Origin of the sequence: Neolewinella sp. (assembly GCF_965214665.1) — a bacterium.
Classification (GTDB): Bacteria; Bacteroidota; Bacteroidia; order Chitinophagales; family Saprospiraceae; genus Neolewinella.
In genome coordinates, this window is sequence record NZ_OZ243970.1 from 1,522,429 (window position 1) to 1,535,873 (window position 13,445).

A 13,445-nucleotide genomic window follows, 5' to 3' on the forward strand; every position below is an offset into this window, starting at 1 on the left:
ATGTTGCTCCGCGCCGTTACCATCGTCGATCCCGCCAGTCCCCACCACGGCAAAACACTGGACGTACGGGTCGAGCAAGGCATTATCCAGGCACTGGCGGGGTCGCTGGATGCAACCTCCGGGGAGCAGGTATTCGACCATCCCGGTGCCTGCCTTAGCCCTGGCTTCGTGGACATCGGTGCCTACCTGGGCGATCCCGGCCACGAGGAGCGCGAGGATGTCGCCAGCCTCACCGCTTCGGCCCGCGCGGGAGGCTACGTAGCGGTAGCCGTACTTCCCAACACCGTACCCGTGCGGCAATCCGTGGCCGACATGACCTACCTGGCCAGCCACAGCGGCACGGGGCCGGTGGACCTCCTTCCCATTGCCGCCCTCAGCCACGACACGGCCGGTCAGGACCTGACCGAGATGATGGAGCTCGGAGCCGCCGGTGCCGTGGCCTTTACCGACGGCAGCAGCCACGCCGTCAGCGGAAGCCTACTTAAGCGCGCCCTCGAGTACGGCAAGGGCTTCGGGGCTACGGTGATCGACACCCCCTACGACGGTGAGCTGGCCGAGGAGGGGCAGATGCACGAGGGCGGGATAAGCGTGCAACTCGGGCTACCGGGAATACCGACAATGTGCGAGACCATCCCCCTGGAGCGGGATCTTGCCATCTTACGCTATACGGAGGGTCGCCTTATTGTCCACCTGATTTCTTCTACGGAAGGTCTAGCCCTGGTTGACGCTTATCGTTCTGGCGCCACCGGACTCGTAGGCTGCACCGTCAGCGCCCACCACCTCACCTTTACCGACGAAGAACTGCTTGGCTTCGACCCCAATTTCAAAATACTACCCCCCCTACGCAGCGAGCAAGACCGGGAGGCGCTGCGGGAGGCGCTAAGCGAGGGCCGCATCGACGCCATCGTCAGTCACCACCGCGCGCGCCACGGCGAGGAGAAAGATTTGGAATTTAGTTACGCGGCCTTCGGGGCCCTCGGCTTGGAAACCGCGCTGCGGCAATTGCTGCCCCTGGCCGGTGCGTCCGAAAGAATGCGCGATGCAATTATCACGGCCCTCACCGCCGGGCCCCGTCGCCTGCTCGGACTGCCTACCGTATCCGTAGTAGCGGGAGCTTCCGCCCAGCTTACCCTCTTCACTACGGAGGGCAGTAGCCGCTTTACCCGCGCCGACCTAAGGGGAAAAACGAGCAATAGCCCCCTACTCGGCCGCGAGCTTCCCGGCCGTATCCTCGCCACCATTAACCACGGCCGGCTATGGACATCAGCGTAGTCGTCCCCCTGTTCAACGAGGAAGAATCGCTACTGGAGCTCACCGCCTGGATCGACCGCGTGATGCGGACCAACAACTTCAGCTACGAGGTCTGGCTGGTCGATGACGGCAGCACCGATGACAGTTGGGCGGTGGTACAGCGGCTCGTAGCCCAGAACGACTGCCTCAAGGGCATCAAGTTCCAGCGCAACTACGGTAAGAGTTCCGCGCTGAATGTAGGCTTTCAGTACGCCAGCGGCGAGGTGATCATCACCATGGACGCCGACCTACAGGACAGTCCGGACGAGATCCCCGCCCTCTACCGCATGATCAAGGACGAGGGCTTCGACGTAGTCTCCGGCTGGAAGAAAAACCGCAAGGACCCGCTCGGCAAGACGCTGCCCTCCAAGTTCTTCAACTTCGTGACCCGCAAGGTCAGCGGCATCGAGCTCCACGACTTCAACTGCGGACTAAAGAGTTACCGCCGCAACGTCATCAAGAGTATCGAGGTCTACGGCGACATGCACCGCCACATGCCGCTACTGGCTAAGTGGGCGGGCTTTCGCAAAATCGGCGAGAAGGTGGTCGAGCACCGGGCGCGTAAGTACGGCTACTCTAAATTCGGTCTATCCCGGCTCGTCACTGGGTTTCTGGACCTGCTCAGTCTGATGTTCGTGGGCAAATTCGGTAAACGGCCCATGCACCTCTTCGGTACCCTGGGTACGCTCATGTTCGTGATCGGACTGGTCACGGCCGTATACATCGGCAGTGCTAAGGTCTACGCCCTGGCTAACCACATGCCCAAAACGCTGGTCACCGATAACCCCTGGTTCTTCATCAGCCTGACGACGATGATCATGGGTACCCTCCTGTTCGTGACCGGCTTCCTGGCCGAGCTCGTGGCCCGCTCCAACCCCGACCGCAACCACTACCTCGTCGAAACCGTGCTCGATGCTTAGGGTCTACGACGATACCTACTTTATGCGCCAGGCCCTGAAGCAGGCCGAGCTGGCCGCCGCTGCCGGAGAAATTCCCGTAGGTGCCGTAGTGGTCGCCGGTGAGCGTATCATCGCCCGCGGCTACAACGAGACCGAACGGCTCAGTGACGTCACGGCGCACGCCGAGATCATTGCCCTGACCGCCGCAGCCAACCACCTGGGCGATAAGTACCTACGCGACTGCACCCTGTACGTGACCCTGGAGCCCTGCCCGATGTGTGCCGGTGCACTGGCCTGGGCCCAGACTAGCCGGATCGTCTACGGAGCCAGCGACGATAAGCGCGGCTTCATGCGCTTCGGCCGCGAGCTGCTGCACCCCCGGACCGTCCTGGAGTTCGGCGTACTGCACGACGAGTGTGCGGCGTTGGTGACCAATTTTTTCCGGCAGCGACGTTAAATATCGCTTAAACACCCCGCTGGGTTGCACCGGCGGCCCCGCCCGTCCCTTCTTTGTGGTGTACCATATGCTCCAGCTGATGTACCGACTGCTTCCCGCCCTGCTGTTTTGTGTTCTTGCCCTGAGTGCCTGCGGGCCGCGGCTGAGCCCCTTCACCCAGCGGCTGTACGAGGATCAGGGCTGGGGGGAAGACGAGCTGCGCCGCATTCAGTTTTACCTCAGCGAGGACGTCGTGCTACAGCGCGAACTACGGAACGACCGTACGCAAATCACCCGGGGGGCGGTGAAGGTGATTAATGGTCGGGAGGTGGAACAGATTGTCTTTAAGCGCAACACGCCCGGAGTATTCACCTTTCAGCCGAAGACGCAGCGGGTGGCCGTGAGCTTCGAGGACGATGTGGATAAATACCTGGTGTTCGGTCCGAACCCTAAGAATGGAGACCGGTATACCCTGCTGGCTAGTGACTGGACCCGCAACTTTGGTACGGTAAGTTACGCCGGGCAGCAGTGGCAGGTATCGAGTGCGGATGCTTTTGCGAGCCTGCTCATTCCGCTGAAGCGACTGCGCGAGGGCGATACCCGTGGGCGTGTGGTTGGTGGGCGTAAGCTTTAACGCAAGAAACTGTCGGCGAGTCCCTCCGCCTCCCGTAGGGCCCTAGGTAGATCGTCGTTGATCAGTACCCGGTCGAAGCGCTCGCGGTAGGCGAGCTCCTCGCCGGCCCGCGCGATGCGCACCCGCAGGCTCTCGGCGTCCTCGGTGCTGCGATCGCGCAGGCGCTGGAAGAGCGTTTCCTCGTCGGGGGGGGCGACGAAGACGGCGAGGCTATCCTGGGGGTAGTGCCGCTTAATGGTAGTGGCCCCCTTCACCTCGATATCGAAAACGACGCACTTGCCCGCCGCCCAGATGCGGTGCACCTCGCTGTGGAGCGTGCCGTAGAAGCGCCCCGGGTACACCTCCTCGTACTCCACGAACTCCCCGGCGGCCACCCGGCGGGCGAACTCCTCCGGGGTCAGAAAATGGTAGTCGCGCCCGTCAATCTCCCCGGGCCGCGGCGGGCGCGTGGTAGCCGATACCGAAAAGGCCAGCTGCGGAAAGCGGTCCAGCAGGTGGCGTACGATGGTGGTCTTGCCGGCCCCGGAGGGTGCGGTGAAAATGAGCAGTTTTCCGTGGGGGAGCGCCTCAGGCGACATTGGCCAGCTGTTCTTTGATCATCTCGAGCTGCTCCTTCATATTGACAACTACTTTCTGGAGGTCGGCGGAGTAGGCTTTAGCGCCCAGCGTATTGATCTCGCGGCCCATTTCCTGGCTGATGAAGGTGAGCTTACGGCCCTTTATTTCGTCCTCGTTATCAAGTACTTGGAGGAAATAGTCGCAATTTTGCTGCAGGCGTACCTGCTCCTCGTTGATGTCCATCTTTTCGAGGTAGAACAGCACCTCCTGCTCGTAGCGGTTCTTATCTACGTTGGCCCGGCCGAGGTAGTCGCTCAGGTGGCGTGCCATGCGGTCGCGCACGGCCGTGATGCGCTGCTCGTCGTAGTCCCCCACCCGGCCCAGCAGCTCCGTGATGGCGCGGACGCTGGTGCGCAGATCCTCGCCGAGCACCGCGCCCTCCTGCTGGCGGTAGTCCTGGAAACGGGCGAGGCAGTCCCGGGTAACGGCCTGTACCTGCTGCCAGTCCTGCTCCTCCAGCTCACCGCTACTGGCCTCGATGATACCGGGGGCGCGGAGGAGGGCGGGGACCAGGCCGTCCATCGTGCTATCGGGCAGCGAGGTCTTAAGGTTGAAGTAGATGTTGGTGCTGAGCTCGGCGAGCAGGGGCAGGTCGACCCGGAGCTTTCCAGAGCTGCCGGCGTCGGTGATCTCGAGGTTCATCTCCAGCTTCCCGCGCCCCACCGTGTCGAGCACTAGCGTGCGGAGCTCAAGCTCGTGCTGCTGGAGGTTTTGGTTGCTACGCAGGCGCAGGTCGGTCTGTTTGCTATTGAGGCCGCGCAGCTCTACGGTGTACGTTTTGGCGCCCTCGCTGCGGGTGGCCCGGCCGTAGCCGGTCATGGAAAGGAGCATGTGGGGGGCGTTTGGGGAGGGCGAAGGTAGGGATTTACGCAGTACGACACAGGTAGCGGTGCGCTAGTACTGGAGAAGGTCAGCTTTGTGATAACTCGCTGGTTTTAAAAGAAATAGTGCAGCGGGTAGGGCAAAATCCCACAAAAAAGCAGATATTTGCCCCGCTTTTGAGAACCCGTACACGGACCGAAAAAATGGACAATGAGAAAAGCTGACGTAGTCACTAATATCGCCGACAAGACGGGCATTGCTAAGGTGGACGTACTGGTGGCGCTAGAGAGCTTCTTCAAGGAGGTGAAGGGGAGCCTGGCCGAGGGCGAGAACGTCTACATCCGGGGCTTCGGCTCCTTCGTGGTGAAGAAACGGGCCAAAAAGATCGGTCGCCACATCCAGAAGAATAAGGCGATCGAAATTCCCGAGCACTACATTCCGGCCTTTAAACCGGCCAAAATATTCGTGGAGCAGGTGAAAGATAAGGTGTCCAGCCTGCCCGACGAGGACGAAAGCGAGCTCGACTGATGCGTACCCCCCAGTGGATCGCCGCCGGTGTGACGCTACTGCTCATAGCCATCACCTACTGGGGCTGCCCCGTGCGCCCTCCCGAACTAGACGAGGACTTCAATCGGGGGCCCAGTGCGGCAACCGGGATACAGTCCCTCATCCGCCAGGCCCACACCAAGCTCACCCCCGCGCAGCAGGCCACGCTGGCTACCCTAGAGGACCGCTTGGCCTCGCAGGAAGAAGATAGTGCGCGAGTCGATCTGCTGCAGCAGCTAGCCGGCGAGTGGTACAAGGCCGGTCAGCCAGCCATATCCGGTGCCTACGCCGCCCAGATCGCGGAAATCGAGAACACGGAGTCCGCCTGGGGCATCACCGGCACCACCTTCAGCCTGTGCCTGCGTGAGGAGGGCATCGACGACAAGACCCGACAATTCTGCGCCGACCAGGCCGAACAGGCTTACCAGGCCGCGATCAGTCTTAATCCGAGCGAGCCCGAGTACCGCATTAATCTAGCCGTCACCTATACCGATAACCCTCCCCCAGACAACCCCATGAAGGGCATCCTGATGCTGCGGGAGCTGGAGCAGGACTATCCGGACGAGCCGCAGGTCTACGTCACGCTGGCCCAATTGGCCATCAAGACCAATCAGCTGGACCGGGCCGCCGAGCGTCTTCTGCAGGCGGATGCCTTGCAACCCGGAAACCCGGACGTGGTGTGCCCCCTGGCCAAGGTGTACGAAAATCTCGGTCGCGCCGGCGAGGCGGATATCTACGCGCGCAAGTGTTCGGAACTGCTGCAGTAAACATACCGCCGGAGTTATGTACCTTCGCCGCCCGGAAGGCTGCCGCAGCGGTTGCGTGTAGCCACAACTATCCAGACGACGGGGCGTTTTAATCCCGTACGATAATGTATTATCACCGTATTACTATACTTTAAACTACCTACTATGCCGTGTGGAAAAAAGCGGAAGCGTCATAAGATTGCTACCCACAAGCGGAAGAAGCGCCTGCGCAAGAACCGTCACAAGAAAAAGAACCGCTAGGTAACTAGCAGCATCTCCGTGTGGCCGAGACCTCATCCAAGTGTGGACGGGTCTCGGCCGCGACCGCTGCCGGCTCCGCTCCCCCCACCGCCGCCGCCCTTTGCGCTATTCACCACGAGATTACCGTGTCGCTCCGGCTTACTGAAGCCGATCTTTTCATCCCGCGACCGCTCCGTACTTTTACGGCCGCTTTCCGTGATCCAGCCATCACCCCCTGGGTACCCTGCTGGATCCGCCAAGAGACTTTCCGCCACCTGCCGGCCCCATAAGGGAGTTCGTGCGGCGGACAACCCCAGCCGACTAGACGTTGACTTTCTCGCCACCAGGTAGCCCGATCGCGCCGGCCTTTTGGTCGTAGCCGCAGTCCGATTTGGGGATGTGCCCCTGTGTACCGGATACCCGTTACTCCTCCTCCGTCCGCCTTATGTCCGGCCGGGGAATCCGGTGTATCCAACTAACCCTGTTGTACAGTGGAAAAAGAAATGATCGTCTCCAGTACGGGCAAGGAAGTAGAAGTCGCCCTACTCGAAGACGGAAAGCTGGTGGAAATTCACCGCCAGCGCTCAACGGACCAATTTACCGTGGGAGATGTCTTCCTCGGCCGGGTCAAACGGGTCACCGCACCCCTCAACGCTGCCTTCGTCGATATCGGCCACAAGAAGGACGCCTTTCTGCACTATACCGACCTCGGTCCGAAGGTGCGTACCCTGCAGGCCTATTCCGATAAGGCCATCAAGGGTAAGTTGCCCAACTTCACGCTCGACCAGGTTGACTACGAGCCCGAAATCGTCAAAACCGGCAAGATCGACGAGGTTCTGTCCAAAAAGCAGGTCGTCCTGACCCAGGTGCTCAAGGAACCCATCAGTACGAAGGGTCCCCGCCTGAGCTGCGAGATCACCATCCCGGGTCGCTACCTGGTCATCACCCCCTTCAGTGAGACGGTCGCCGTCAGCAAAAAGATCAGCACCAGCGAGGAGCGCAAGCGTCTCCAGCTACTGGTGGAGAGCATTCGCCCGGCAAACTTTGGCGTCATCGTACGCACGGCTGCCGAGGGCAAGGGGGTCGGGGAGTTGCTTGAGGAGATCACCGCCCTGATGGACAAGTGGAAGACCATCGTGGAAACTGCTAAGGGGGCTACGCCTCCGGCCAAGCTGCTGAGCGAGGTCGATAAGACTACCGGCCTGCTGCGCGACCTGCTCACCCCCGACTTCACCAAGGTGGTAGTCGACGACAAGGACCTCTACGAGACCATCAAGGAGTACCTGCAGGACATCGCCAAGGACCGGCCGAATCTGGTGCAGTTTCACAAGAGTAGCAAACCGATCTTCGATACCCACGGCGTGACCAAACAAATCAAATCCAGCTTCGGCAAGACCGCTACGATGCCCAGCGGCGCCTACATCGTCATCGAACATACGGAGGCGATGCACACCATCGACGTCAACAGCGGCAACAAGATGCCCAGCCAGAACCAGGCCGAGGCCGTACTGAAGATTAACCTCGAGGCCGCCGAGGAGATCGCCCGCCAGATGCGCCTGCGCGACATCGGGGGCATCATTGTCATCGACTTCATCGACATGCGCGACGCCGAGCACCGCAAGCAGCTGGCCCAGACGATGCGCAATGCCATGAAGAGCGACCGGGCTCAGCACACCGTGCTGCCGCTGAGCAAGTTCGGCCTGATGCAGATCACCCGTCAGCGCGTCCGTCCCGAGGTCAAGATCACCACCGCCGAAAAGTGCCCAACCTGTAACGGGACCGGCAAGATCAACGCTACCATCCTGCTGACCGACGAGATCGAGCGCGACCTCAATTTCATCATGGAGGCCCGCCCCAAGGCCAAGCTCAGGCTCAAGGTCCACCCCTACATCTCCGCCTTCCTAAAGCGGGGCCTCCCCAGCGCCCAGATGAAGTGGTACATGAAGCACTACCGCTGGCTCGACATCCAGTCGGATAATGATTTTCCCATCACGACCTTCAAGTTCTTCGACGGGAAGGATGATGAGATTAAATTGCAGAATTAGGGGAGTGGCCGCCGAGCCAGTGAATCCCGAATTTCCCTCAGTAGCTCTATCTCCGTGGGGCCAGCGGGGGCTGCTACTACCTTGGGCTTAGCAGTCATGCGGTTGTAGCTGCGGATAATGAGGAAGACCGCGAAGGCGATGATGAGAAAGTCGATGATCGTCTGAATGAAGCGACCGTAGCGGATGGCGGCACCCTCGACCACCTCGCCGTTGGGGCCGATGGTGTCGTCAGTGAGGGGAATGGCGAGCTCCGAGAAATCAACCCCGCCGAGGAGCTGCCCGATGGGTGGCATGAGCACGTCGTTGGTGAGTGAGGTGACAATGGCGCCAAAGGCCGCGGCGATGATTACGGCGGTGGCTAGCTCCAGGACGTTGCCCTTAAGAATGAATGCTTTGAATTCCTGTAACATAGTGTGCATGGATGAGCCGGGCGGGCCCAGGGACCGCCGGCAGGTAAATGTGTACAGGATTAAGGTAAGCTACCGGAGGCGATCCGCGCTACGTACTAGTTTCTCGTCTTTGTTAATATAACGGGCGGCGAGGGCGGCAAAGACAATGGTGAGTAAGGGAAGTGCGAGTCCAAACTCGGGCTCGGCCTGGTCGGCGGCCCGGTCCGTGGACCAGAGCAGGACGCCGTAGGCAGCGTAGGCCACCGTGATCAAGATGGCTACGTTACAGAAAATCTTCTGCAGCCGCCGGTTGGTGTACAGGAAAATGGCGGCCAGGGTAAGAGCACCGACGGCGGCCACGCCTCCGATGAGGATGGGGCTGTCGAACAGTGTAAAGTGGGCATCGGCGAAGACGGGGCTACCGGCTACGGCGGCGGGGGTTTCGGCCACGTCGGTGCCGAAAAGGCCGAAGGTGCACAGGGCGGCCAGGGCCAGGAAGACGGATTGGATACGCTGGATCATCGTGGGTCGTACGGTTGGAGCCGCAAAGGTAGCCGCTTATCTTTACCCCATGCTCCTGCGCAGCGTGGTATTCCTTGTTTTCCTGGCCTTGGTCACTGCCTGTATCCCACCCGGAGAGCCGGCGATCAGCCAGAGTGTCACGATAGAACTCAGCGATAGTACCACCCAGCGTATCCTCGACCTACAGAATATCCGCCGGGGCGAGGAGCTACTCCCCTACCTACACCACGCCAACCAGCGCTACCGGTACTTAGCCGCCCGCGCCTTCGGGAGCTTCCCCGCACTAAGTGACGCGGTGGCCGACTCCCTGGCTACGCTACTTTACGATCCGAGTGAGGTGGTGCGTACGCAGGCCGCCTACGCCCTGGGGCAAGGCGGGCGGGACCAGGTCACTGACGAACTCATGGCCGCCTTCGATCAATCGGGAAGCTACCCGGCCGCCGATGCGGCGATCCTCGAAGCGGTCGGGAAGTTAGGCGATGCTAAAGCGGCTAATCTTCTAGCCGGCATCACCACCTACACCGCCCGGGATACCGTGCTCCTCACTGGCCGAGTGTACGGTATGCTCTACGCCGCCCTGCGCGGCCTGCACTTCCCGGCTACCGATGCCGCCGTAGTTGACCTGGTACTCAATGCAGCGGTTCCCAGTGAGGTGCGGTATCCCGCCGCACAGTACCTGCAGCGCATCGACTTTCGCCCCGATAGTAGCCAGGAGCGTAGGTTACGGGATCTCCTGCGCACAACGGCCGATCCACTCATTGCCATGGGGGTCATCCGCAGCCTCGGCCGCAGTGAGCGGGCGCCCTCCCGGGTGGCCCTACTACGCCGCATGGATGCCCTCCCCGACTGGCGCGAGCGGGTGGAGATTCTACAGGCGTTAGCGGGTTTTGAATACGCTTCGGTACGGGAGTCCGTCATCGAGGCTCTACGCGATCCTCACCCGTTGGTCGCCCGTACCGCCGCAGATTACCTTGTAGCACACGGCATCCCCGCCGATGCCCCCCTCTACTTTCAGCTCGCCGAGGACCTGCCGGCTCCCGTAGCCATACCACTGTACGGGGCCGCCAATCGCCACCTCTCCCCCTTCCTGGCTGACTACCGTAGCCGCATCACCGGTACGCTGCGGGAGCGTTACGCTACAACGACCGATGTGTACGAGCGCGCCAATCTCTTGCTCGCGCTGGCGGAATTCCCCTGGATGTACCGGGAGCTACACACCTACTACCGGGCGGCTCAGCATCCGGTGGTGCGGACGGCCGCGGCGGAGAGCCTGCAGGCAATCGGGGAGCGGGAGGACTTCGATGCCTTTTTCCGCAGTAGTCGGCAGCGGGTACGCGCCGAGCTAGCCGGCTACTACCGGGAGCTGATCGAGGGGCGGGAGGAAGGCCCGGCCTACCACGCCGCCCTGGCGCTGAGCGCCCAGCCGGATACCTACCGCGCGATCTACCCCGACCTGGCCTGGCTGGATGCTGCACTGGACCGCTTGGAACTGCCCCGCCAGCTCGAAACCTACACCGAGGTACTGCACGCCCGTAACGCCCTGCTCGGTCAGGAGCGCCAACTTCCGACGGTTCCCCCGCAGCGAGTACGCCCGGCTGACTGGAGCCTTCTACAGGAGTACGGCGAGCGGCTCGTGGTGCTGACCACCGCCGAGAGCACCATCACCTTACGCCTCTGGCCTACGGTGGCGCCGGCCACCGTGAGCAGCTTTCTGCGCCTGGTACGGGAGGGCTACTACGACGACAAGTACTTCCACCGCGTGGTGCCCAACTTTGTGGCGCAGGGCGGGGGGCCGCGGGGGGACGGCTTCGGTAGCGAAGACTTCGTGCTACCCACCGAGACGCCGTACCTGCACTGGGACCGGGCCGGACTCGTCGGTATGGCCAGCGCCGGACGGGATACGGAGGGCGTACAGTTTTTTATCACCCACCGCCCTACTCCCCACCTCGATGGTAAGTACACCATCTTCGGCGAGGTGGTGGAGGGACAGGAGGTGGTGAATAGGCTCGTGCCCGGTAGCCGAATCGAGTCCATCAGCCTACAGTAGCTCGACGCCCTACCTTGCGGTTTATGACTGAGCTTTGCACCCGCGTACGCGCCCTGAGTGAAAAAACGGCGGCAGCTACCGTGACGGACCGGCGCCACCTGCACGCCCACCCGGAACTGAGTTTCGAAGAGCACGCTACCGTACAGTACGTGCGGGAACGGCTGGATGAGTTGAGCATTCCCTACCGGGAGGTGGCGGGTACCGGGCTGGTTGCGGAGATTCGGGGGAGGAGCGGTCCGACCGTAGCCCTACGTGCCGATCTGGATGCCCTGCCCATCGAGGAGAAAAACGGGGTGCCTTACCGCTCGCAGGCCCCGGGGGTGATGCATGCCTGCGGGCACGACGTGCATACGGCGGCGCTAATCGGGGCGGCGCGTATTCTAGTCCCGCTAAAAGATCGCCTGAGCGGTACGGTCCGCCTGCTCTTCCAGCCCGGAGAGGAAAAACTGCCCGGCGGGGCAACCCTGATGCTGCGTGACGGGGCGCTGGAAAACCCGGTGCCTCAGGCCATCTTCGGCCAGCACGTGCACCCTCCCCTGCCGGCCGGTACGGTGGGCTTTCGACCGGGGATCTATATGGCTAGCACGGACGAGCTTTTCCTAACCGTGCGCGGACGGGGCGGCCACGGGGCCATGCCCCACCAGGCCGTGGACCCCATCACCATCACCGCCCAACTCATCACCGCCCTACAGCAACTGGTGAGCCGCGAGACCGACCCTACCCTACCGGTGGTGCTGACCTTCGGTCGGATCGAAAGCGAGGGAGGCGCCACGAACATCATTCCGAATGCCGTACACCTGCAGGGGACGCTGCGGACCCTCGACGAAGCGTGGCGTAAGGAGCTGCACCGACGCTTACGCCGAACGGCTGAAGGAATTGCCGCAGCTCTGGGGGGTACGGCGGAACTTGAGGTGCGCCACGGCTATCCCTTTCTGAAAAACGACGAGGCCCTGACGCGCTGGGCCCAGTCCGAGGCCTGTACACTACTCGGTGACGACCGGGTGGTCGACCTGCCGATTCGGATGACCGGGGAGGACTTTGCCTTTTACAGTCACCAGCTACCGGCCTGCTTTTACCGGCTGGGCGTGGGGGGGCCGGGGCATGCGGGGAGTCCGGTGCACACGGATACCTTTGACGTGGATGAGGGTTGTCTGCGGACGGGGGCCTCGCTACTGGCCTGGTTTGCGCTGCGGCAGCTCAGCTGACCTGCTCGCGCCAATTTAAAATTAGGTACACCCCCTCATCGGCCGTCACGAACAGGTGCTCTGACACGATGGCCAGGTTGACGGCGGTGCGATCTAGTTTGATTTTGCCCCGCAGATTGCCGATCAGGTCGGCGACATAGATACCATCGCCACCACCCACGAGGAGGGTATCGCCGTCGGTCAGGCTGCCATCGGGTACCCCCTTATCGACCGGGAAGCAGTAGCGGGGATTGTTGGTGATCTTGGCCGTGGCGGGGTTGAAGTCGTAGGCGTACACGGCCTTGCGGCGCTTGAGCTTCACGCCATCGTCGTGGGCGCCGTCATTGCTGGTGTCCGTGACGTAGAGGGTGCGCTCGTCGGGGCTGAGGGCGAGGCCATGGGGCATCTCCAGTCCGCAGTCGAAGGCGTAGGGCGTGCCATCCTTCGGTAACACGTACAGGCTCGGCTCCAGCTCCGGCGGCGGCCGAAATCCCTGCCGGAAGCCGTAATCGGGGTCGCTGATCACTATATGCCCCTGTTTACTCACAATTACTTTATTAGGACTATTCAACGGTTTGCCTTCGTAGCCATCGAACAGCACGGTACGCTCCTGCGTGGTCAGGTCCAGCCGTGTCAGTTGGGCGGGGCGGTCCATGTCTCCTTGTTCGCACACTAGCAGCGCGTTACCGTCGGGGCTCAGGCACATGCTATTAGCCATACGGGCATCGTGGAGCCATTCTTCGGCCTGGAGGCTCTCGATTTCGGAGCCGATCCGGTCGGCCCAGCGGTTGTCCTTATTCAATTGGTAGGCACTGAAATCGAGATACCGGATCGCTACCCGCGGCGGGTCCATCTTCTTGGTCGTCGAGAAGTACAGCCGCTGCTGCCGGGGGACGTAGGTGCAGCCTTCGTGGGCATCGGCGGGGATGAAGTAGGTCAAGGGGGTCAAGGAGTTAAGGGGTCAAGGGGTTAAGGAGTTAAGGCGGTCGTTGGAGTAACCGGGGCAGGCGGGCATGGTGTTCGGGTG

General features: G+C 61.8%; 14 protein-coding genes. 9 read left to right on the forward strand and 5 right to left on the reverse strand.

Features of this window, described 5'->3' with window-relative positions:
- From ACOOHD_RS06795 to ACOOHD_RS06810, 4 genes are all read left to right on the forward strand, one after another.
- Entirely contained in the window at positions 1-1,272 is a 1,272-nt protein-coding gene (locus ACOOHD_RS06795; protein WP_420460818.1) for a dihydroorotase, read from the forward strand.
- Positions 1,257-2,210 carry a glycosyltransferase family 2 protein gene (locus ACOOHD_RS06800; RefSeq protein WP_420460819.1) on the forward strand — a complete coding sequence of 318 codons (954 nt, stop codon included), beginning with the start codon at positions 1,257-1,259 and terminating at the stop codon, positions 2,208-2,210. Before ACOOHD_RS06795 ends, ACOOHD_RS06800 begins: the two co-directional genes overlap by 16 nt.
- The gene (locus tag ACOOHD_RS06805; protein ID WP_420460820.1) at positions 2,203-2,646 is read left to right on the forward strand and encodes a nucleoside deaminase; all 444 of its coding nucleotides are present in this window, start codon (positions 2,203-2,205) and stop codon (positions 2,644-2,646) included. The genes ACOOHD_RS06800 and ACOOHD_RS06805 overlap by 8 nt, the downstream gene beginning before the upstream one ends.
- Before the next feature lie 79 nt (positions 2,647-2,725).
- Positions 2,726-3,259 (forward strand): hypothetical protein, encoded by a 534-nt coding sequence (locus tag ACOOHD_RS06810; RefSeq protein ID WP_420460821.1) that lies wholly within the window; start codon positions 2,726-2,728, stop codon positions 3,257-3,259.
- Here ACOOHD_RS06810 and gmk read toward each other — a convergent pair.
- Both gmk and ACOOHD_RS06820 read right to left on the reverse strand, forming a co-directional pair.
- A complete protein-coding gene (gene gmk / locus ACOOHD_RS06815) occupies positions 3,256-3,837 on the reverse strand; it encodes a guanylate kinase (protein ID WP_420460822.1) in 582 nt (193 codons plus the stop codon). The two genes, ACOOHD_RS06810 and gmk, sit on opposite strands and share 4 nt — an antisense overlap.
- Complete coding sequence (locus ACOOHD_RS06820) at positions 3,827-4,708, reverse strand: YicC family protein (RefSeq protein ID WP_420460823.1); 882 nt, start codon at positions 4,706-4,708, stop codon at positions 3,827-3,829. The genes gmk and ACOOHD_RS06820 overlap by 11 nt, the downstream gene beginning before the upstream one ends.
- A 201-nt stretch (positions 4,709-4,909) precedes the next feature.
- Here ACOOHD_RS06820 and ACOOHD_RS06825 point away from each other — a divergent pair, with 201 nt between their 5' ends.
- The 3 genes from ACOOHD_RS06825 to ACOOHD_RS06835 all read left to right on the forward strand — a co-directional run bounded on the left by ACOOHD_RS06825 (position 4,910) and on the right by ACOOHD_RS06835 (position 8,276).
- A complete protein-coding gene (locus ACOOHD_RS06825; RefSeq protein ID WP_420460824.1) occupies positions 4,910-5,227 on the forward strand; it encodes an HU family DNA-binding protein in 318 nt (105 codons plus the stop codon).
- A complete protein-coding gene (locus ACOOHD_RS06830; RefSeq protein WP_420460825.1) occupies positions 5,227-6,012 on the forward strand; it encodes a tetratricopeptide repeat protein in 786 nt (261 codons plus the stop codon). The genes ACOOHD_RS06825 and ACOOHD_RS06830 overlap by 1 nt, the downstream gene beginning before the upstream one ends.
- A gap of 710 nt (positions 6,013-6,722) precedes the next feature.
- Positions 6,723-8,276, forward strand: coding sequence for an Rne/Rng family ribonuclease (locus ACOOHD_RS06835; protein WP_420460826.1), 1,554 nt, complete (start codon positions 6,723-6,725; stop codon positions 8,274-8,276).
- On the opposite strand, the gene mscL is transcribed toward ACOOHD_RS06835, so the two are convergent.
- Together mscL and ACOOHD_RS06845 are read right to left on the reverse strand one after the other, a co-directional pair.
- Complete coding sequence (gene mscL / locus ACOOHD_RS06840) at positions 8,273-8,686, reverse strand: large-conductance mechanosensitive channel protein MscL (protein ID WP_420460827.1); 414 nt, start codon at positions 8,684-8,686, stop codon at positions 8,273-8,275. The two genes, ACOOHD_RS06835 and mscL, sit on opposite strands and share 4 nt — an antisense overlap.
- Positions 8,687-8,755: 69 nt before the next feature.
- A complete protein-coding gene (locus tag ACOOHD_RS06845) occupies positions 8,756-9,187 on the reverse strand; it encodes a DUF4293 domain-containing protein (protein ID WP_420460828.1) in 432 nt (143 codons plus the stop codon).
- 49 nt (positions 9,188-9,236) lie between these two features.
- On the opposite strand from ACOOHD_RS06845, the gene ACOOHD_RS06850 reads away from it, so the two are divergent.
- Complete coding sequence (locus ACOOHD_RS06850) at positions 9,237-11,234, forward strand: peptidylprolyl isomerase (RefSeq protein ID WP_420460829.1); 1,998 nt, start codon at positions 9,237-9,239, stop codon at positions 11,232-11,234.
- A gap of 23 nt (positions 11,235-11,257) precedes the next feature.
- Complete coding sequence (locus ACOOHD_RS06855; RefSeq protein WP_420460830.1) at positions 11,258-12,439, forward strand: M20 metallopeptidase family protein; 1,182 nt, start codon at positions 11,258-11,260, stop codon at positions 12,437-12,439.
- On the opposite strand, the gene ACOOHD_RS06860 is transcribed toward ACOOHD_RS06855, so the two are convergent.
- Positions 12,432-13,358 (reverse strand): SMP-30/gluconolactonase/LRE family protein, encoded by a 927-nt coding sequence (locus ACOOHD_RS06860; RefSeq protein WP_420460831.1) that lies wholly within the window; start codon positions 13,356-13,358, stop codon positions 12,432-12,434. The genes ACOOHD_RS06855 and ACOOHD_RS06860 overlap by 8 nt on opposite strands.
- Between the last annotated feature and the right edge of the window lie 87 nt (positions 13,359-13,445).